An 18,500-nucleotide genomic window follows, 5' to 3' on the forward strand; every position below is an offset into this window, starting at 1 on the left:
AATCAAATAAATCTATTGTTTTCTTTTTCACATAATCGCTCAATGTTTTTTTGTGCAATTTAACTTAAAAATAGCAACTCAACTGTCAAGTCAAAGATTGTCGTTGTAGCGACAATTATCCATCGAATGATTTTGATTTATGTTAGCTTATAGCTCTATTGCGCTTTAAGCTTGGGGGATCTATGGCTGTTCGTTTTTTTCATACATCTGATTGGCATTTGGGACAGTTTTTTTATAATCATTCCCGTCAGTATGAACATGAACAGTTTTTAGCATGGCTACTGGAGCAAATCAGTGAAAGACAGCCACATGCGCTTTTGATTGCGGGGGACATTTTCGATGTCATCAACCCAGCGTCTAGCGCTCAAAAGCAACTCTATCAGTTTTTAGCAGATGCGCATGCACGTGCACCGCATATGCAAACCCTAATGATTGCAGGTAACCATGACTCAGGCTATCGCATTGAACAAGTTGAACCGTTATTAGCCAAATACAATGCCAAAGCTGTGGGTGTCATTCATAAAAACAGCCAACAGCAGATCGATCTTGAGCACTTATTGGTGCCGATTTTAGATGAGCAACAAAATATTGTGGCATGGTGTCTGAGCCTACCTTTTTTACGTCCTGCTGAAATTACAGGCTTTAATGAACATACTACCAATAGTCAAAGCGCGATTACCTATTTGCATCAACAACTGATTGCCGAGGCCAAAGCTCGTAAAACAGCGGATCAAGCCCTGATTTTAATGTCTCATGCACATATGCAAGGCGGAGAAACCTCAGACTCTGAGCGCCCTATTGTGATTGGGAATGAAGAAGCTCTCTCAACAGCATTATTTGATGAAATCATTGACTATGTAGCGCTCGGGCATTTGCATAAACCGCAGAAAGTCGGTGAAGAGCATATCCGCTATAGTGGCTCCCCCATTCCACTGTCCTTTAGTGAAATTAACTACAAACATCAAGTTGTTGACGTGACACTTGATCCCACACGAAATGATACCTCCCGTTTTCAATTGAATGTTTTAGCGATACCACGAAGCATTCAACTGCATAAGATACGCGGTGAACTTAATGAAGTACTGAAAAAGCTGCAAGCATTGCCTCAAGGTGCCATCCTAGAGATTGATCAACGTGAATATGTCGATATTGAATACCATACTGCTGTCCCACCGCAGCCCAATTTAAGACAACAATTTGAAGAGGCTCTACCCAAAGACCGTTATCGTTTAGTCCGTATTTCACGTCAATATTTAGCGACCGAGCAAGACCCCAATGCACCCACTAAAGTGAGTTTAGAACCGCCAACACCAGAAAAATTGTTCCAGCAAATTTGGGAAAAACAGGGTTATCACAATGATGCAGAAGTATTGAACGATTTTATGAGCTTAATGCGTGAAGCAGAACAATCCCTTGCAGATGAGCACGAGGCTTAAAGGTTTACTATGAATATTTTATCGATTCGAATTAAAAACCTTGCTTCACTTTCTGGGGAACATCTGATTGATTTTGAAAGTGATCCCCTCGCCAGTGCAGGTCTGATTGCCATTGTGGGGAAAACAGGCGCAGGAAAATCCACCATTTTAGATGCCATGTGTTTGGCTCTGTTTAACCGTATTCCGCGCCTAAAAGACAGTGATGGGAAACTTCAAGATGTCGATGGCTCAGAGCTGCTCACCAACTCTCCATTGACTGTACTGCGACGTGGCACTGCACATGGTTATGCCGAGCTTTGCTTTATTGCTCAAGACCAAAAACGCTATATCGCACGTTGGGAATTAAAACGCTCGCGGGAAAAAGCCGATGGCAAACTGCAAAGTGTGCAACGTTCTTTAAAATGTGTCACCGATGGTGTTGTGGTTGCGGATAAAGCCAAAGCCGTCGATGAGAATATTAAACGCATCACTCAGCTCAGTTTTGAACAATTTACTCGTGCCGTTTTATTGGCTCAATCTGAGGTCACTGTTTTTTTAAAAGCACGGGATAATGAACGCGGCGAGTTGCTGGAATATCTGACCAATTCCGCTATTTTTGGGAAAATTGGTCAACTGGCATATGAAAAAACCAAATCTGTCGCCACTCAGCGTAAAGAATTGGAAAATGTACTGGGTCATATTGAACTGTTAACCGATGAACAAGTTACAGCATTATCGACACAGTTCCAACAGTGCGACAGAGATTATAAACAGCTTGAAGCTCAAAAGTCGCTACTAGAAAAACAACAACAATGGTTTGAGCGCAAACATAAGCTCGACAGTGAAATCATCAGCAAACAACAACTATTCAATACGCAAAACAAGTTACAACAAGATTTAGCTCATGAGCGTGAACACTTGGCTCGTTTGGAGATCTTTTCAGAAGTTCGTGCTGTAGTATTCCAACAACAACAGTTGCATCAAACGATGCAACAACTGATGCCCCATATTCAACAACAGCAACAACTGTTCGATCATTTACAGCTTAAATTTGAAAGTGAAAAAGCCCAATTCATTCAAGCTGAAATGGCAGTGAATGGACTACAACAGTTTGAAATTACCCATCATGATGCATTGAATGAAGTTCGTAAATGTATTCAAGAACGTGACTTTATTGGGACTGAGTTTAAGAAGACTCAGGAAAAATTACAAGCTTTAGAACAGTCTAAACTGCCCCTAACTCAGCACCAACAAAAGCTTGAACAGCAGATTCAACACATTGATCGACAGCAAATCGAGTGTAAGCAGCAACTGGAAAGCTCACAACAGTTTGTAAACTTAGACAAAGGCCTCATCGCCCATACTCAACAGCTAGAACAGTTCATTCATCAATATCAAAAAATTGAACATCAACTCGGGGCAAGTGCTCAAGCGGAACATCGACTAGGATTAGAAAAAGAACAATTACAGCAGTCAATTCAACAGTTCGGGACGATCGAACAGCTTGAAATCAAAGTTGTGCAGACACAGCAACAACGTGAGTTGAAAATCAACCAGCTCAGTCAATTAGAGCTAATTCAGCAAAAAATTCAGCAGTTTTTTGACCTACAAGCTGAATCTACAGGACAGCAAGTACAACTCGATAATGCCAAAACACAGCTTCAAGCCGTGCAACGCAATAGCCGACAAGCAGAACAAGCCTTTCAGGCTGCCAAAAGTGAACGCATCCAACTGCAAGGGGTTTTGCAACAACAACGACTTTTACATGCTGAAAATATTGAAGATTTACGTAGGGCACTCCAAGAGGGCAAACCTTGTTTAGTCTGTGGAAGTATCTCACATCCTTTTAAAGAGGAAGATACTACGCTCTCTAAAGCCCTGTTTGAACTTCAACAACAGCAGGAACAACAGGCAACGCTAAGAGAACAGAATTGCTTTGACGACTGGCAATACGCGCAGCAACAGCTGACTAAACTGAATACTGAAATAGAACAACGCCAAACTCTAATTCAGCAACTTTCTGAAAAAATGAGTACTTTGCAACAGGTGCTAATCGAGCACAGTCAAACGGCAAATATGGTGCTCAACTTCACCCGAACGGCTTCAGAATTGAAAACTCAGTTCATACAAATGGCTGAGCAATATCACTCGGATTTGCAACAACTCAAACAACAGTCTGAGCAGTTCCAACATAATATTAAAACCCAGCAAAAGTACATCCAAAATCTTCAACAGATGGAGCATTTACTACAAACAGCGAACGGTTTACACAACCAAGTTCAGCATATCGTGCAGTGCTTCTCTGAGACTGAAAAAGTAGCTTGGCAACAGCAGACCACCCAAACTGCTCAACAAATTTTGGTACGCCTAAATACCCGTTTGCAACAACTGCAACAACTGGAACAGTGGCATCAGCAACACGAACAAACCACTCAACAGTTCAAGACCAATCAACTGAATATCGAAAATACCAGTAGGCACATCGCTGAAACCCACGAGCAGCTCAATGAGATCAAACAAAAAGGACAGCAAAATACAGAAATAGCCAATCAATTGATCCAACAAATGACCGGCTTAACTGACATCAAAGCCAATGAGTGGCTCATCCAACACGATCAACATCGCCAGCAGACGCAAAGCCATTATCAACAGTTGAAACAGCATTTTGATCAATTGCGCCATCAATTCGAACAGGAAAAAAATCATCTAGAACAGCTCAAAGCCCAGTTACAGCAGAATCAGACCAGTGCCAGCCAAGTAGAAAATACCCTTCAACACTGGCTCAATGCACATCCTGATTTCCACAAATCAGATTTGGATATGCTGGCTCAAATTAGTTCGGCTCAGGAGCAACACATTCGGCAGAAATTACAGCATGCAGAACGCCTAGTAAATGAAGCACATGCTGCATTAAAAACTATGCAAGAGCAGTTGAGTGAACATCTTAGCCATCAACCTGAGATTGACCCAGCGCAGTTACAACAGCAAATGCAGGAACATCAAACAGCATTGCAAACACAACTTGAAATACGTGATCAGCTCAAACTCAAACTTGAGTTACATCAGCAAAATGTCGCAAAACAAAAGCAATTTGCAGATCAAATTCAAGCCATACAACAGGAAGAACACCGTTGGGGGAAAATTTCAGGTTTAATGGGGGATGCCACCGGCAAGAAATTCCGTGATTATGCGCAGCAATATAATCTCGATATTTTACTGGAACATGCCAACCAACAGCTCAACCAACTCTCACAGCGTTATACCTTAAAGCGTTTGGATCACTCGCTCAGTCTGGCTATTATTGATCATGACATGGATGGAGAAACCCGCTCCGTTGCATCACTTTCTGGTGGCGAGTCTTTCCTGACCGCCCTTGCCCTATCTCTTGCCATCGCCAATATGGCCTCAGGCTCAATGAAAATCGAATCCCTGTTTATTGATGAAGGCTTTGGGACTTTAGATGCATCGTCCCTGCACATGGTCATGAATGCTCTCGATCAGTTGCAAAACCAAGGACGTAAAGTGGTACTGATTTCACACATCCAAGAAATGCATGAACGTATTCCTGTACAAATCCAAGTTAAAGCTTTGGGCGCAGGTGCCAGTACCATTGAGGTGGTGGGATAATTTCAATTTTTTGAAATTAACGTTTGATCTGTTTTAAGGCACCATCTCTCGGATAAAAATAAAGAGAGCATCTTAGTTAATCTAAGTGCTCCCTGTGAGATTCAAATGAATGCGTTAATCAGCTGGGAATGCTTTTGGTGGAGGTGCATATTTAGATGCATCTGCGGTTTTGTCTGTAGCCACCATAGACTGTAGCGGATAGATCACGGTACCAATCACACCTGTATTTTGGATGGAACCATGATCTGAGTTTGCAGCATAGGCATCTTCTGGTCGACTAAAAGTAAAAGATGCCACCGCAGAGTCACTCTTACGGAAGCCTTCAACAATCAACTCACCCTGTGGACGAAGCACATAACCTGAATTGCTACGTGATGCTACACGTCCATCGATAACATCTAAACCATCCACACTGGCAACCACTTCAAACGTGCTATTGCTGTGGTTTTGGTATTTGAGTTGATAACTTTGTCCATCTTTACCAGTTAAATAATACTGCTGACCATCTCGAAATAAAGGCAGTGGACGCTGTGCATCATCTACAATGGAAAAACTGATTTTTCCAGCGGCCAATGACAGGCTGTTCACGGCTTTCCCCACGTATTTTTTACTGGCATAGCGAACTTGTGATTCAGCAATTGGGCTATTGGATAAACGTTTTAAATTGACTTCCGTGACGTTTGAACTGATCTCATCGCCCCACTTGGTGCCTAATTTTTCACTTTTAGCGACCTGAGCATTCTGAACCGTAGATTGCGCACTCATCTCACTCATTTTGGTATTTGTGCTACTACAAGCTGCTACAAATAAACTCAAAAGCAGGGAGATAAATAAATAAAGTTTTTTCATTTTGGCTTCATCCTAAATGCAATTTTTATCGTTGTCAGGCAATCATTTTTCATGGTTCATCTGTCTATTCTGTAGACGATTCACCCCATGAGTTTAAATTAAGCCTATTTTTTCAGCAGCCTATTAGTTTTATATAATTGTAAGTTAAGTGCTTCTCACTACCTTTAAGCTCAAGAAACCCTGTTTTGACTTAATGCTGTGAATAATCTCTCGCTCCGAACAAGGCGGTTCCAACGCGAACCATAGTTGACCCAGCTGCAATCGCATCGACCATATCGCCTGACATGCCCATGCTTAAGGTATCCCAATCTTCAGGATGTACATGCAGCTCTTTAACTTGGTCAAATAATACTTTTGCCGCCTTAAAGGCTTGAGTATTGTTTGGTGCAGGAATCACCATTAAACCACGCAGTTTGATGTGAGGTAACTGACTAATACTTTTGACCAACTCAGCAACCTCATTAGGCTGACAACCATCTTTGCTGTCTTGAGCATCGATATTGACCTGTAGACAAAGATTTAATAGTGGTTGTGTTGTCAGACGCTGTGCCGATAAACGTTCTGCAATAATTAAACGATCAACGCCATGCACCCATGCAAACTTTTCAGCCAAATGTTTAGTTTTATTGCGTTGTACATGCCCAATAAAATGCCATTCAATCTCTAAATCCTGTAGCGCCTCTATTTTCTGCAAAGCCTCTTGTAGGTAGTTCTCACCAAAGGCACGTTGACCACAAGCATACATGTCTCGTAACACTTCACACGGATGTGTTTTAGAAACCGCCAAAAGCTCTACAGACTCCACATCACGACCTGACATTTCACATGCCTGCTGAATTTGGGATAACACGTGTTGACGTGAGTTTTGCAAGATATTCATTGACGAGGGTCTCATTTCAGTCATCTTTTTTGCTTTGCCATTCAACAAACTGTTGGTTAAGTTGATTGAAAGCCTTATTATTCTATCAAAATAATTAGCATTTAAATGAACTCGGGGAAATAATGGATATCACAGAATTACTAGCCTTTTCAGCTAAGAACGGGGCATCAGATTTACACTTATCTGCAGGTATGCCACCAATGATTCGTGTCGATGGTGAAGTTCGTCGTATCAATTTACCAGCTTTAGAACACAAAGAAGTGCATAAACTGGTCTATGACATCATGAATGACAAACAACGTCGTGATTTCGAAGAAAAATTAGAAACGGACTTTTCCTTTGAAGTCCCAAGCATTGCTCGCTTTCGTGTGAACGCATTCAACCAAAACCGTGGTGCAGGTGCAGTATTCCGTACCATTCCGTCTAAAGTCCTGACTATGGAAGACTTAGGTTTAGGACAAACCTTTAAAGAGTTGTGTGAATTACCACGTGGTTTGGTTTTAGTGACAGGGCCTACCGGTTCTGGTAAATCTACCACGTTAGCAGCAATGATCGATTATATTAACGATAACCGCTATGACCACATCTTAACAGTTGAAGACCCAATCGAATTTGTACACCAGTCAAAAAAATGTTTGATCAACCAACGTGAAGTGCACCGTGATACGCATGGCTTTAACGAAGCGCTGCGTTCTGCACTACGTGAAGACCCCGATATTATCCTCGTGGGTGAAATGCGTGACCTTGAAACCATTCGTTTGGCACTCACAGCAGCTGAAACGGGGCACTTGGTCTTCGGTACACTACATACCACCTCTGCGGCAAAAACCATTGACCGTGTGATTGACGTATTCCCTGCGGAAGAAAAAGATATGGTTCGTGCCATGTTATCTGAATCGCTACAAGCTGTGATTTCTCAAACCTTACTCAAGAAAAATGGCGGTGGCCGTGTTGCCGCGCATGAGATCATGATTGGTATTCCTGCCATTCGTAACTTAATTCGTGAAAACAAAGTGGCACAGATGTATTCTGCTATTCAGACTGGTGCAAACTACGGTATGACCACACTGGATCAAAGTTTGAAAAACTTGGTCACCAAAGGGGTGATTAGTCCACAGACTGCGCGTACAGCTGCCAAGCAACCTGAAACCTTCTTATAAGAAAATAATGGATTTGGGGTATAAATATGGATTTTAACGACTTACTCAATTATATGATTCAACAAAAAGCGTCGGATTTATTTATCACCGCTGATGTTGAACCCTCCATGAAAATTAACGGTCAAATTGTGCCTGTGGCTAAGGGCAAGCTGACGGGTGATGTTGCGGGGCAACTGCTCCACTCGATCATGAGTGAGAAACAGCGCAAAGAATTTGCAGATACACGTGAGTGTAACTTCGCGATTATGAATCGGGATAAAACTGCACGCTTTCGTGTCAGTGCCTTTCAACAGCGTGACATGCCAGGTATGGTTTTGCGTAGGATTGAGACGCAAATTCCAACCATGGACGAGTTAAAGCTCCCGCCTGTGCTCAAAGAGTTAGCCATGACCAAACGTGGCATCATCATCTTTGTGGGTGCAACAGGTACAGGTAAATCGACCTCTTTGGCTTCGATCATTGGTTACCGTAACCAAAACTCGAAAGGTCATATCATTACCATTGAAGACCCGATTGAATTTATTCATGAGCATGCGGGCTGTATTATTACCCAGCGTGAAGTAGGCATTGACACTGACTCCTTTGAAGTGGCTTTGAAAAACACCTTGCGTCAAGCACCTGATGTGATCTTGATCGGTGAGATTCGTTCCCGAGAAACCATGGATTATGCGATTGCCTTTGCTGAAACAGGTCACTTGGTATTTGCAACGCTGCATGCCAACAATGCTAACCAAGCCATCGAGCGTATTATTCACTTTTTTGAAACAGACCGTCATAGCCAATTGTTTATGGACTTGTCTTTAAACCTTAAAGCGATGGTTGCTCAGCAGTTGATTCCAACACCAGACGGTAATTCTCGTCGTGCTGCAATTGAGATTTTGATTAACTCACCGTTAATTTCCGATTTGATCCGTAAAGGTGAAATCCACGAAATTAAAGACCTGATGAAGCGTTCTCGTGAACTCGGTATGCAAACTTTTGACCAAGCCTTATTCGATTTGTACAAAGCTAAGCAGATTACCTATAAAGATGCGCTGAAACACGCCGACTCTCCAAATGACTTACGATTACAAATCAAGTTGTCTGAAGAAGGCGGTGATCGTCTATTGCATGCTAGTGCAAACATCACATTTGACGGACAAGCTTAAGCATTTCTTTAAACAATAAAAAAGGGCTTCTCATGAAGCCCTTTTTTAGATCTAAGTAATTACTTTTTACGCAGTGCTTCTTGGCACTCAGCAGCATCACAGTAACCGTATAGGTTGAGTGAGTGACCTGTTAAAGTGAAGCCATGCTTTTCAGCAACTTCGTGCTGCTCATGCTCAATCACTTCGTTGCTAAACTCAACCACTTTATTGCAGTTTTGACAAACGATATGATCATGATGATCGTCTTGCATGATTTCGAAAACAGAATGGTTATTTTCAAAGTGATGGCGCTGAATAATGCCCGCTGCTTCAAACTGCGTTAACACGCGGTAAACAGTTGCTAAACCGACATCTTCACCTTGTTCAAGTAAAGTCTTATAAATATCTTCCGCACTTAAATGGTGTTGCTTTGAATTTTCTAGTAGTTCTAATATTTTAATTCGTGGAAGTGTAACTTTAAGTCCAGCTTTGCGTAGATCTTGATTTGAAATTGGCATGTAAAAAGGTCTCTCAACAAATTTAAAGTTAGAATATGCAACAAAGTGTAGATGCAGTATGATCTATCCGTGGCTCAATTGCATCATAATTAATTTGGGATAGTGTAGCAAAATGCAAAAAATCATGTTGGCGTTATTCGTCACTTCACTGCTCGCAGGCTGTTCGACCTTGGGCGTTTATAAAGTTGATATTCCTCAAGGTACGCCATTAACTCAAGCACAAGCGTCAAAAATACAAGTTGGCATGAGCCATCAACAAGTTCGCTTTTTGCTTGGTAGCCCGACAGTTTCAGATCCAATGAATCCGCTACGTTGGGACTACATCTACAATTATACCCCAGGAACGTATGCTAAAAAAGCCAAGATTCCTGCTGCACAAGGTCAACACTTGAAAGTCTATTTCGACTCAAATGGTATTGTCCAAAAAATTGAAGGCTTAGAAACCATTCCTGCATCTCAACCGGGCTTACCAGCATCGAAAGAAGCGATTCTAAACGCGCCCCCACTATAAAGCCTTATTCTAAAAAAGAAACCCCTCGACTGAGGGGTTTTTCATATCATTTCGATTGTTTTAAGCGATTGCCTTTAGCAAAGCGCCCCACGGGGTTATTTTGTGCACGTATCCTTCGAATATCTTTAGGGTTAATGCTCAAAGGACGATAAATTTCAACACGATCCCCTACCTGCAAAACCTGTCTATGGTCTTTGATGCGGGTACCAAAGATGCCCAATTGCAAAGGCTCAGGCAATTCAACCTGCGAACCTATGCCACTCAGTTGAATTGCATCCTGTACTGTCATTCCCTCAGAAAACGGCACACTAATATGAAACTGCTGGTCTGCTGTTGCATAAGCAACCCAGACTTGTGGAAGCGTGTTCATTAGATCAGTTTTCCAAGTACCGCTACAATGGCCAATACGATAGAAACAGGTAATACCACACGCACTGCGATGCGCCAAATATTATAAAAAGCTTCATTACTAAAGTTCATCGACTTACGTAAATGGCTAATTTTCATAATCCAACCAGCAAAAATGGCATAAATCAAACAAATCACTAAGCCCCAAAGCATCAGTAAGATGTTAAAAATCGGACCAATCGCTGGAATCAACCAAACCAATGTCGCAGCCAGAACTATCAACCATTGAATGACCACATTCAGTTGACGCTGTGCCAACTGTTCACGTGCCATCTGTAACAACACGGCCGACGCTGCAACTGCAGTAAAAGCAATTGCATACGCAGGTAATGCCGCTTGGACTGCAAAAAATGCAAAAGCAACTACCGCTAAAATTTGTGCAATCCAAATCGGTAAAACAGTCTTGGTTGCTTCATCTTGCTGTTGAACTTGTGCCAAACTGTTCTGCCAGTACATGCCAAGTCCTAAACCACTTGCCACCAAAGCCAATACCGTTGCACTACCCCATTCTGAAAACTCAACAGGCGTTACTTGCCATTCAGCAGTTCCTGTACCAGAAAGGTTTGCAAACATTAAGGAAATCAGCACACCAACCGCCGTTAACGCTAAGGTCAACAGACGTGGGGCAAAAGACAACGCGATAGCAACCACAGCCAAAGCAATAAAGATCACGGACGATGTCATATCGGCCAGTGCATATTGATTTAACAATTGTGCAGCATTAGACAACATACCGCCCGCTAAAAAAGGAATAAAGACGACAGCAAGCCATCCCACAAGACGCCACGTCTGAGAAGCATCAGCATCACGCGTCAAACTCGACAAAGCATTCAATGCCGTGGTTTTTGAACGCTTGGCTAAGGCAATTTCTAAGTAACACACAGGTAAAGCCAAGATCACCATGGTCACTAACCAAAGTAACCAAAAATCGAGCTGACGTTCAACCTGAATTCCCACCAAGGGTGCAAGTGTGGCAATGATAATAAATGATAAACAAAATGCCATCAGCGGCGATAACCATCGAGACATAGCATTGTCTTGCATGATGCGTTCCTTCAATAAGTCTTGCGCTATTTTGCCTTGCTCTCTTCTGAAAATCAAAAACAAAAAGCAAACCATCAAAACTGATGATTTGCTGCGCTAAATATTATTAAAATTTATTGTTTTTATCCCTCGTTTGGCTCACTTATGAAAAGAAACGAGCAAACCAGTTTTTCCCTTTTTTCTTTTCTTTTTCTTTGATAATACCCATCATATTTTCTTTTACAGCACCGACATAATCGGCATCATCGTGTTGAATATGATTAATCAACCATTTTGACAACACTTCGTGTAGTTCAGCTTCAATTGAATGCCCCAGCTCAAAACGGTCACGATAAGATTCAATTTTTTTAATAAATAAATCATGTACACGTTTGTGTGGTACACGATACTTATAACCGGCCTCTTCTTGAAGAGACTCTTCAAAAGTAAAGTGAGACTGTGTGTAATCAATAATATTTTCTAAAATTTGTTTCACGCGTTCACGGTCAGCATTGACATCGATTGCATCAATTTCATTGATATAGTCGAGAATACGACGGTGTTGATCGTCAATCACATCGATACCAGTATTATATTCTGGAACCCACTTCATTATCATTCCGACCACCCAATATAAATTAATAGATTAATTACATGAATTAATCATATCGATTAGAATTAAAAATAAAAGTGAATCAAATTGGTTGGTTTTATTCTATTTCCATTAAATTAAACTTAAGTATTTATTTTAAATAAGCAAATAAATTTAAACCCGACCAAAAGAATCAATTATTATTTAACCAATTTTATTATTTTATAAATGCATATCAAAATAAAAGCATGCTTAATATTATTATCAACATGCTTTTATATTCTAATTATTTTGAAACAAATTAATATTGATCTGCTTTAGTGACACGTTTTAAAGATGGATCTTTGGCCTCTCGGATTAAACGTTCCACATGGGTCATTTGGTGGCGGATCGCTTTGCCATATTGAAATAAAATCATTTCACCGGGTGCAAAGGCTGTCCACGCTTCATTTTGAGTCAACGGTTCGGTAGTAATCACGGCCACACGATCGTCTGCAGTAGTGACTTGGCTAAAATCAACCTCAACATCAATATCAATCAGCTGTGCAGGTTTAAATGGGTACTCACGCACCAACCAATGTAGTTTGGTAATGGCATAACTAAACAGTGCCTGCCCATTCGATAAACAGAAATTGAAGGTGCCATGCTCCGCAATTCGTGGAGAAATATCAGTGAATAAATCAAAAATCTGATCTAGACTTGGCTCGGTATAGCCAAATTTATTCACTAGCTGATCAAGTAAATAGCAAAATGCACGCTCACTGTCGGTATTACCCACTGGGGTAAAGCGTCCTGAGAGTACAGGATCAAAGTCATGCAAATCGCCATTATGTGCAAAAATCCACTGTCGTCCCCATAACTCACGGCTAAATGGATGTGAGTTCTCTAAGTTGATTTTTCCTTGTGTCGCTTTGCGGATATGTGCAATTACATTGCGTGATTTAATTGGATAGTTCCGAATTAATTCAGCAATCGGTGACTCAACTGCAGATTGATTGTCGACAAATAAACGACAGGCTTTATCCTCAAAAAAAGCAATCCCAAAACCGTCACAATGATCTGAAGTAATCCCCGCGCGCTGTGAAAAGCCTCGAAATGAAAAGGTAATATCAGTCGGTGTTGCACAGTTCATTCCGAGCAGTTGGCACATAATATTGATCTTATTTAAACATATTTATTTATGATGGTTTTATTGTGCATGAGTCCTGACTGGCTTGCAATTCACAATGCGTCATAACCCGAACACATTCGGGCATAAAACCATTTTTATAAAACGTATAGCCCTAAAAAAAGCCTCCAAGGAGGCTTTCAAAATACTTAGTGTTTACTGCGGTTGGTAATCAATGTACCAACACCATGATCAGTAAAAATCTCCAACAGTGTTGCATGTGGCACACGACCATCCACAATATGCGCGCTAACCACACCGCCTTTCACCGCATCTAGAGCACAACCCACTTTCGGAATCATCCCGCCGTAGATCACGCCCGTTTCAATAAGACGGTCAACTTCTTGAGTGGTAAGTCCTGTCAGCAGATTTTTATTTTCATCTAAAACGCCTGAAATATTAGTCAATAAAATCAGCTTTTCAGCACCGAGGGCTTCAGCCACTTTTCCAGCCACCAAATCCGCGTTGATGTTGTAGGTATTACCCTCTTCATCCACGCCTAGAGGTGCAATCACAGGAATAAAATCACCACTGCTAAACATTTCCAATACATCAGTTTTAACACTGGTCACTTCGCCCACTAGGCCAAGATCAATTTTTTGTACCGTGCCATCTTCCGCAGTTTTTTCCATCAATAACTTTTGTGCACGCAGTAAGTTACCATCTTTACCCGTTAAACCAATGGCACGACCGCCATGTTGATTAATCAAGTTTACGATGGATTTATTCACACTCCCCCCCAACACCATTTCAACCACTTCCATGGTCGCAGGATCGGTTACACGCATACCATCAATACGGTCAGACTCACGCCCCAACTGCTTTAAAAACGAGTCCACTTGTGGACCACCGCCATGCACCACAATCGGGTTTAAACCGACGGTTTTTAACAAAACGATGTCACGTGCAAATGAGCTTTCAAGCTCAGGATCGGTCATTGCATTGCCACCATATTTCACTACTAGCGTTTTTCCAGCAAAACGTTGAATATACGGCAAAGCTTCAGTCAAGACTTGTGCTTTGTCGAGGCCAGTATGTTGATGTGGCATGTGCCTCTCCTTAATGGGCGTCTAATAGGTCTTGTGCAATCTGCGGATAATCTGCCGTCAGCATGTGCACAAAGTTATGGCGAATTTGATGGAGCCGCTGATCACTGTCCGCGTCGAAACGCACGGTAAAATACTCGCCCGTATTCGATGCTCGAATAATGCCAAATCCATCCTCAAAATCAAGTCTTACGCCATCAATTTTACTCATTTCCGCTTGAAAGTGCTGACTTTGTTTTTCCACATTCGCTAAAACCAGCGCAGGCGAAATCTGATGGGTGCTGATATAAATATCTTCAGTACTGGCACGCTCTGGGTAGTCTGCCAGTGCTTCTGACAACGTGCATTGCTTCAAGTTTAAGTATTCCAACACACGTAGTGCGGCATACAAACCATCGTCATAACCAAAGCCACGACCATCATTAAACACATAATGCCCTGCATATTCACCGCCAAAAACCGCATGCCCTTCAGATTGCGCCAAATATTTACGTAGAAAAGAACTGCCTGTGCGAATCATTTTCGGAATACCTTGATGGGCCAATACTGTATTGCGAACCATCGTGGAACATTTCACATCAAAAACCACTTCATGTGCTGGATGATCGACCAAACACATGTGCGCAAACAAGGACAATAAACGGTCTGCTGAAATGATTACGCCCTTTTCATCAATCAATACAACACGATCACCATCACCATCAAAGGCAATACCGATATCAGCATGCTGCTGTTGCACGGCGTTTCGTAGCAGATCTAAATGTTTGGCTTGAGATGGGTCGGGGGCATGTTCAGGAAACTCACCATTGGCCTCACAGCGTAAAGCATGCACCTCACAGCCAAGTTTCTTTAAGACTAAAACGGCACAACGCCCCGCTGAACCGTATAAACCATCCACCACGACTTTATAGAGTCGAGGTTGAGGCATAAGCTGTATATCATTGAGCAAGGCTGCCTGATAAGCCAGACAATACTCAGGTACGATCTGATGGGGCAACGTTTGCCAAATCATTTCATCATGGCTGTCAAAGCATTCATTTGCCTCGCGTGCCACCTGTTGGATTGCCTCAGGTAAAGGGGGCTCACCTTGTATAATCCATTTGATTCCATTATCCGACTTTGGGTTGTGGCTGGCTGTCACCATAATGCCATTGCCATCAAACTGGCGTGCCGTGTAATACAACACAGGGCTAGCACAACAACCAATGATTTGCACATCTAAGCCCTGTTTAAGACATTCCTTATAAATAATGTCTGCAAAAGCAGGACTGCTTTGTCTGGCATCATAACCAATGGCTAAACGTGTCTGCCCAGTCTTTAAATATTGCGTTGAGAGCGCCTGTGCAATGGCACGAATCAGCTCAGCACTCATAACATCCAATTTGCCACGAATGTCATAGGCACGAAAAATATGTGCAGGAAATTTTGGCTGAAAATCCATAGGTCTAACTTCTAATTTATTCAGATCAACAACTCTTTCAGTTGTCCTTGTTGTTATGCTTAACACTGTATTTAATTTTACTCAGGATTCAAAAAAGAGTTGTAACTTTTTATGAACTAAAAATAATCATTCAGCTTTAAAACAACAAAGCCTCTTTCAAGGAGAGGCTTTGTTGTTTCACTTTATCACTGAGAAATTAGTTTTGACCTGTATGTCCGAAACCACCTGCACCACGTTCTGTCGCTTCAAACTCATTCACAATATCAAACTGTGCTTGAATCACAGGTACGAGTACGTACTGTGCAAGACGTTCACCCGGTTCTAAACTGAAAGCTGTTTGACTACGGTTCCAAACTGAAACCATCAATTCACCTTGATAGTCCGAATCAATTAAACCCACCAAGTTACCTAAAACAATACCATGCTTATGACCTAAACCTGAACGCGGTAAAATTAAACCTGCAAAATGCGGATCTTCAATATAAATAGATAAACCCGTTTTGACCAAAACTGTTTGTCCTGGTTCAATGACGGTCGCAGCATCGACACATGCACGAAGGTCTAAGCCTGCTGAACCCGAAGTTGCATAGGTTGGCATCGGCCATTCATTGCCTAAACGTGAATCCAACACTTTAACCTGAACTTTCATTCTCTTTTTCCTAGTACAATAAATTTCTAAAACAAAAAATATTTAGCGCTTAATCAACGCACGTAAATTATCTAAATAATGCTGCGCTTGTAATTTCGGATCGACATTACCCGCCAGTTTCTTTTTACGCCCTAACCATTCCAACTCATCTTGCGGTAACTCATCCAAGAAGCGACTTGGCGTCATTTGTTTCATTTGACCGCCCGCCTTACGTTGTTCTGCAAGCGTAATGGTTAAACCCTGACGCGCACGGGTAATACCCACGTACATCAGGCGACGCTCTTCCTCAACTGTATCTGCAGCAATCGAGTTTTTATGCGGCAGCAATTCTTCCTCAAGACCAATCAGATAAACATATGGAAACTCAAGACCTTTGGATGCATGCAGTGTCAACAAGTTTACTTTGTCAGTGTCTTCTTCTTCTTGTTGCTGCTCTAACATATCCAGCAACACCATTTTACGAATCACACTTTCAATGTTTTTCTCATCCACATCTTCAGCACGGTTAATCAAACTTTGAATACTGCTATACAGTACTTCAATATTATCTAGCTTGGTTTTTTCCTGTGCAGGCGTTGCCGCAGACTCTTTGACATAATCAATATAACCCGCTTCAACCATCATCTTGCGAATAATGGGCACAGGTTCATCATCTTCAAGCAACTCACGAGTGAAGGTGCTAATGAAGTCTGCAAACTCAGCCAACTGCGTGGTGGCTTTCTTAGGAATCACCATAGTGAGTCGCTGATCACCTGCTGCTGAAAGCAAAGACAAATGATTTTCTTGTGCAAACAACCCTAGCTTTTCTAAAGTCACAGGCCCAATAGCACGTTTAGGTGTATTGATGATCCGTAAAAATGCACTGTCATCTTCAGGATTAATAATGACACGCAAATAACTCATCACGTCTTTGATTTCAGCGCGCGCAAAGAACGACTGACCACCTGATAACTTATATGGAATTTGCATCTGACGGAGCTGTGTTTCCAGTGCACGTGCTTGGAAATTACCGCGGTATAAGATCGCATAATCTTTCCAATTTTTGCCATTCATCAGTTTATGGGTGATTAAGTCTTTCACTACACGTTCTGATTCATCGTCATCATTGCGGCAAGTAATCACGCGAATGACTTCACCATGGCCTTTGTCTGACCACAGTTTTTTATCAAAAATATGTGGATTATTACCAATCACAGTATTGGCCGCTTTTAAAATGCGACTGGTCGAACGATAGTTCTGTTCGAGCTTAATCACTTTTAAATTGTGAAAGTCTTCTTTGAGCAAAGCCATGTTTTCAGGCTTAGCCCCACGCCATGCATAGATGGATTGGTCATCATCGCCCACTGCGGTGAACTGCCCCATCACCCCCACCAATAATTTCACCAAAATATACTGTGCAGTGTTGGTGTCTTGATACTCATCGACCAATAAATAGCGAATACGATTTTGCCAGCGCTCACGAACTTCTGCATTTTCCTGTAAAAGACGCGTCGGCATCACAATCAAGTCGTCAAAATCGACCGCATTATAAGCACGTAGATTACGCTCATACAGTTGATACAAGTGTGCAAACTGGACATCTTCAGCAGTTTCACAAGTGGTGTGTGCTTGCTCAGGCGGAATCAGATCATTTTTCCAATCTGAAATCATCTTCATGGCTTTAGCAATCAGCTCTTTACTTTCCGCACCAGATAAATTGTCACGATGCATTAAGTCCATCAAAATACGCTTACAGTCGTCTGCATCTAAAATAGAAAAATTATTTTTTAATGGCGTGTGTTTCAACTCTAAACGTAACATGTTTAGACCAAAGGTATGGAACGTCGAAACTGAAAGACCTTTCGCCTCTTCGCGTGAAAGTAATTTAGTGACACGTTCTTTCATTTCGCGTGCTGCTTTGTTGGTAAACGTCATCGCAGTAATACGATAAGCAGGAATGCCGCAGTGTTTCACCAAGTATGCAATCTTACGGGTAATCACCGAAGTTTTACCCGAACCAGCCCCTGCAAGTACTAACAAGGGTCCTTGAGTATATTTCATGGCTTCAAGTTGCTTGTCGTTTAACTGACTTGCCAGTGACATAGTC

General features: G+C 41.8%; 16 protein-coding genes. 5 read left to right on the plus strand and 11 right to left on the minus strand.

The features are described 5' to 3' along the window. Positions 1-182 precede the first annotated feature (182 nt). Positions 183-1,436, plus strand: coding sequence for an exonuclease SbcCD subunit D (locus CDG62_RS15775; protein ID WP_087528295.1), 1,254 nt, complete (start codon positions 183-185; stop codon positions 1,434-1,436). Between the two features lie 9 nt (positions 1,437-1,445). Continuing rightward, positions 1,446-5,042, plus strand: coding sequence for an AAA family ATPase (locus CDG62_RS15780; protein ID WP_087528296.1), 3,597 nt, complete (start codon positions 1,446-1,448; stop codon positions 5,040-5,042). 114 nt (positions 5,043-5,156) lie between these two features. Here CDG62_RS15780 and CDG62_RS15785 read toward each other — a convergent pair whose 3' ends face one another. Next, positions 5,157-5,891, minus strand: a complete 735-nt coding sequence (locus tag CDG62_RS15785) for a hypothetical protein (RefSeq protein ID WP_087528297.1) — start codon at positions 5,889-5,891, stop codon at positions 5,157-5,159. A gap of 190 nt (positions 5,892-6,081) precedes the next feature. Further along, positions 6,082-6,771 (minus strand): YggS family pyridoxal phosphate-dependent enzyme, encoded by a 690-nt coding sequence (locus CDG62_RS15790; protein ID WP_087528298.1) that lies wholly within the window; start codon positions 6,769-6,771, stop codon positions 6,082-6,084. Positions 6,772-6,893: 122 nt separating this feature from the next. On the opposite strand from CDG62_RS15790, the gene CDG62_RS15795 reads away from it, so the two are divergent. Further along, entirely contained in the window at positions 6,894-7,931 is a 1,038-nt protein-coding gene (locus CDG62_RS15795; protein ID WP_004694862.1) for a type IV pilus twitching motility protein PilT, read from the plus strand. Between the two features lie 26 nt (positions 7,932-7,957). Continuing rightward, positions 7,958-9,079, plus strand: a complete 1,122-nt coding sequence (locus CDG62_RS15800) for a PilT/PilU family type 4a pilus ATPase (protein ID WP_087528299.1) — start codon at positions 7,958-7,960, stop codon at positions 9,077-9,079. A 59-nt stretch (positions 9,080-9,138) separates the two neighbouring features. On the opposite strand, the gene fur is transcribed toward CDG62_RS15800, so the two are convergent. Beyond that, the gene (gene fur / locus CDG62_RS15805; protein WP_004694866.1) at positions 9,139-9,576 is read right to left on the minus strand and encodes a ferric iron uptake transcriptional regulator; all 438 of its coding nucleotides are present in this window, start codon (positions 9,574-9,576) and stop codon (positions 9,139-9,141) included. 112 nt (positions 9,577-9,688) lie between these two features. On the opposite strand from fur, the gene CDG62_RS15810 reads away from it, so the two are divergent. Then, on the plus strand, positions 9,689-10,087 hold the full coding sequence (locus tag CDG62_RS15810; protein WP_087528300.1) for an outer membrane protein assembly factor BamE: 399 nt from the start codon (positions 9,689-9,691) through the stop codon (positions 10,085-10,087). Between the two features lie 46 nt (positions 10,088-10,133). On the opposite strand, the gene CDG62_RS15815 is transcribed toward CDG62_RS15810, so the two are convergent. The 8 genes from CDG62_RS15815 to CDG62_RS15850 form a co-directional block, all read right to left on the minus strand. Beyond that, positions 10,134-10,457, minus strand: a complete 324-nt coding sequence (locus CDG62_RS15815; RefSeq protein WP_087528301.1) for an RnfH family protein — start codon at positions 10,455-10,457, stop codon at positions 10,134-10,136. Then, on the minus strand, positions 10,457-11,539 hold the full coding sequence (locus CDG62_RS15820) for a hypothetical protein (RefSeq protein ID WP_087528302.1): 1,083 nt from the start codon (positions 11,537-11,539) through the stop codon (positions 10,457-10,459). Before CDG62_RS15820 ends, CDG62_RS15815 begins: the two co-directional genes overlap by 1 nt. Positions 11,540-11,681: 142 nt before the next feature. Continuing rightward, positions 11,682-12,137 (minus strand): bacteriohemerythrin, encoded by a 456-nt coding sequence (locus tag CDG62_RS15825; RefSeq protein ID WP_087528303.1) that lies wholly within the window; start codon positions 12,135-12,137, stop codon positions 11,682-11,684. A gap of 274 nt (positions 12,138-12,411) precedes the next feature. Further along, positions 12,412-13,260, minus strand: coding sequence for a class II glutamine amidotransferase (locus CDG62_RS15830; protein WP_087528304.1), 849 nt, complete (start codon positions 13,258-13,260; stop codon positions 12,412-12,414). Positions 13,261-13,427: 167 nt separating this feature from the next. Further along, the gene (gene argB, locus CDG62_RS15835) at positions 13,428-14,327 is read right to left on the minus strand and encodes an acetylglutamate kinase (protein WP_086208205.1); all 900 of its coding nucleotides are present in this window, start codon (positions 14,325-14,327) and stop codon (positions 13,428-13,430) included. Positions 14,328-14,337: 10 nt separating this feature from the next. Continuing rightward, positions 14,338-15,765 carry a phosphomannomutase/phosphoglucomutase gene (locus tag CDG62_RS15840; protein WP_087528305.1) on the minus strand — a complete coding sequence of 476 codons (1,428 nt, stop codon included), beginning with the start codon at positions 15,763-15,765 and terminating at the stop codon, positions 14,338-14,340. Positions 15,766-15,961: 196 nt separating this feature from the next. Next, positions 15,962-16,414 (minus strand): dUTP diphosphatase, encoded by a 453-nt coding sequence (gene dut, locus CDG62_RS15845; protein WP_087528306.1) that lies wholly within the window; start codon positions 16,412-16,414, stop codon positions 15,962-15,964. A gap of 42 nt (positions 16,415-16,456) precedes the next feature. Then, positions 16,457-18,496: a UvrD-helicase domain-containing protein gene (locus CDG62_RS15850; protein WP_087528307.1), complete on the minus strand. Its 2,040-nt coding sequence runs from the start codon at positions 18,494-18,496 to the stop codon at positions 16,457-16,459. Positions 18,497-18,500 lie beyond the last annotated feature (4 nt).

Source organism: Acinetobacter sp. WCHA55 (assembly GCF_002165305.2).
GTDB lineage: Bacteria > Pseudomonadota > Gammaproteobacteria > Pseudomonadales > Moraxellaceae > Acinetobacter.

Coding starts and splice junctions, on each gene's coding strand:
- CDG62_RS15775 (WP_087528295.1), top strand. CDS start 183: ATGGCTGTTCGTTTTTTTCATACATCTGATTGGCATTTGGGACAGTTT.
- CDG62_RS15780 (WP_087528296.1), top strand. CDS start 1,446: ATGAATATTTTATCGATTCGAATTAAAAACCTTGCTTCACTTTCTGGG.
- CDG62_RS15785 (WP_087528297.1), bottom strand. CDS start 5,891: ATGAAAAAACTTTATTTATTTATCTCCCTGCTTTTGAGTTTATTTGTA.
- CDG62_RS15790 (WP_087528298.1), bottom strand. CDS start 6,771: ATGAATATCTTGCAAAACTCACGTCAACACGTGTTATCCCAAATTCAG.
- CDG62_RS15795 (WP_004694862.1), top strand. CDS start 6,894: ATGGATATCACAGAATTACTAGCCTTTTCAGCTAAGAACGGGGCATCA.
- CDG62_RS15800 (WP_087528299.1), top strand. CDS start 7,958: ATGGATTTTAACGACTTACTCAATTATATGATTCAACAAAAAGCGTCG.
- fur (WP_004694866.1), bottom strand. CDS start 9,576: ATGCCAATTTCAAATCAAGATCTACGCAAAGCTGGACTTAAAGTTACA.
- CDG62_RS15810 (WP_087528300.1), top strand. CDS start 9,689: ATGCAAAAAATCATGTTGGCGTTATTCGTCACTTCACTGCTCGCAGGC.
- CDG62_RS15815 (WP_087528301.1), bottom strand. CDS start 10,457: ATGAACACGCTTCCACAAGTCTGGGTTGCTTATGCAACAGCAGACCAG.
- CDG62_RS15820 (WP_087528302.1), bottom strand. CDS start 11,539: ATGCAAGACAATGCTATGTCTCGATGGTTATCGCCGCTGATGGCATTT.
- CDG62_RS15825 (WP_087528303.1), bottom strand. CDS start 12,137: ATGATAATGAAGTGGGTTCCAGAATATAATACTGGTATCGATGTGATT.
- CDG62_RS15830 (WP_087528304.1), bottom strand. CDS start 13,260: ATGTGCCAACTGCTCGGAATGAACTGTGCAACACCGACTGATATTACC.
- argB (WP_086208205.1), bottom strand. CDS start 14,327: ATGCCACATCAACATACTGGCCTCGACAAAGCACAAGTCTTGACTGAA.
- CDG62_RS15840 (WP_087528305.1), bottom strand. CDS start 15,765: ATGGATTTTCAGCCAAAATTTCCTGCACATATTTTTCGTGCCTATGAC.
- dut (WP_087528306.1), bottom strand. CDS start 16,414: ATGAAAGTTCAGGTTAAAGTGTTGGATTCACGTTTAGGCAATGAATGG.
- CDG62_RS15850 (WP_087528307.1), bottom strand. CDS start 18,496: ATGTCACTGGCAAGTCAGTTAAACGACAAGCAACTTGAAGCCATGAAA.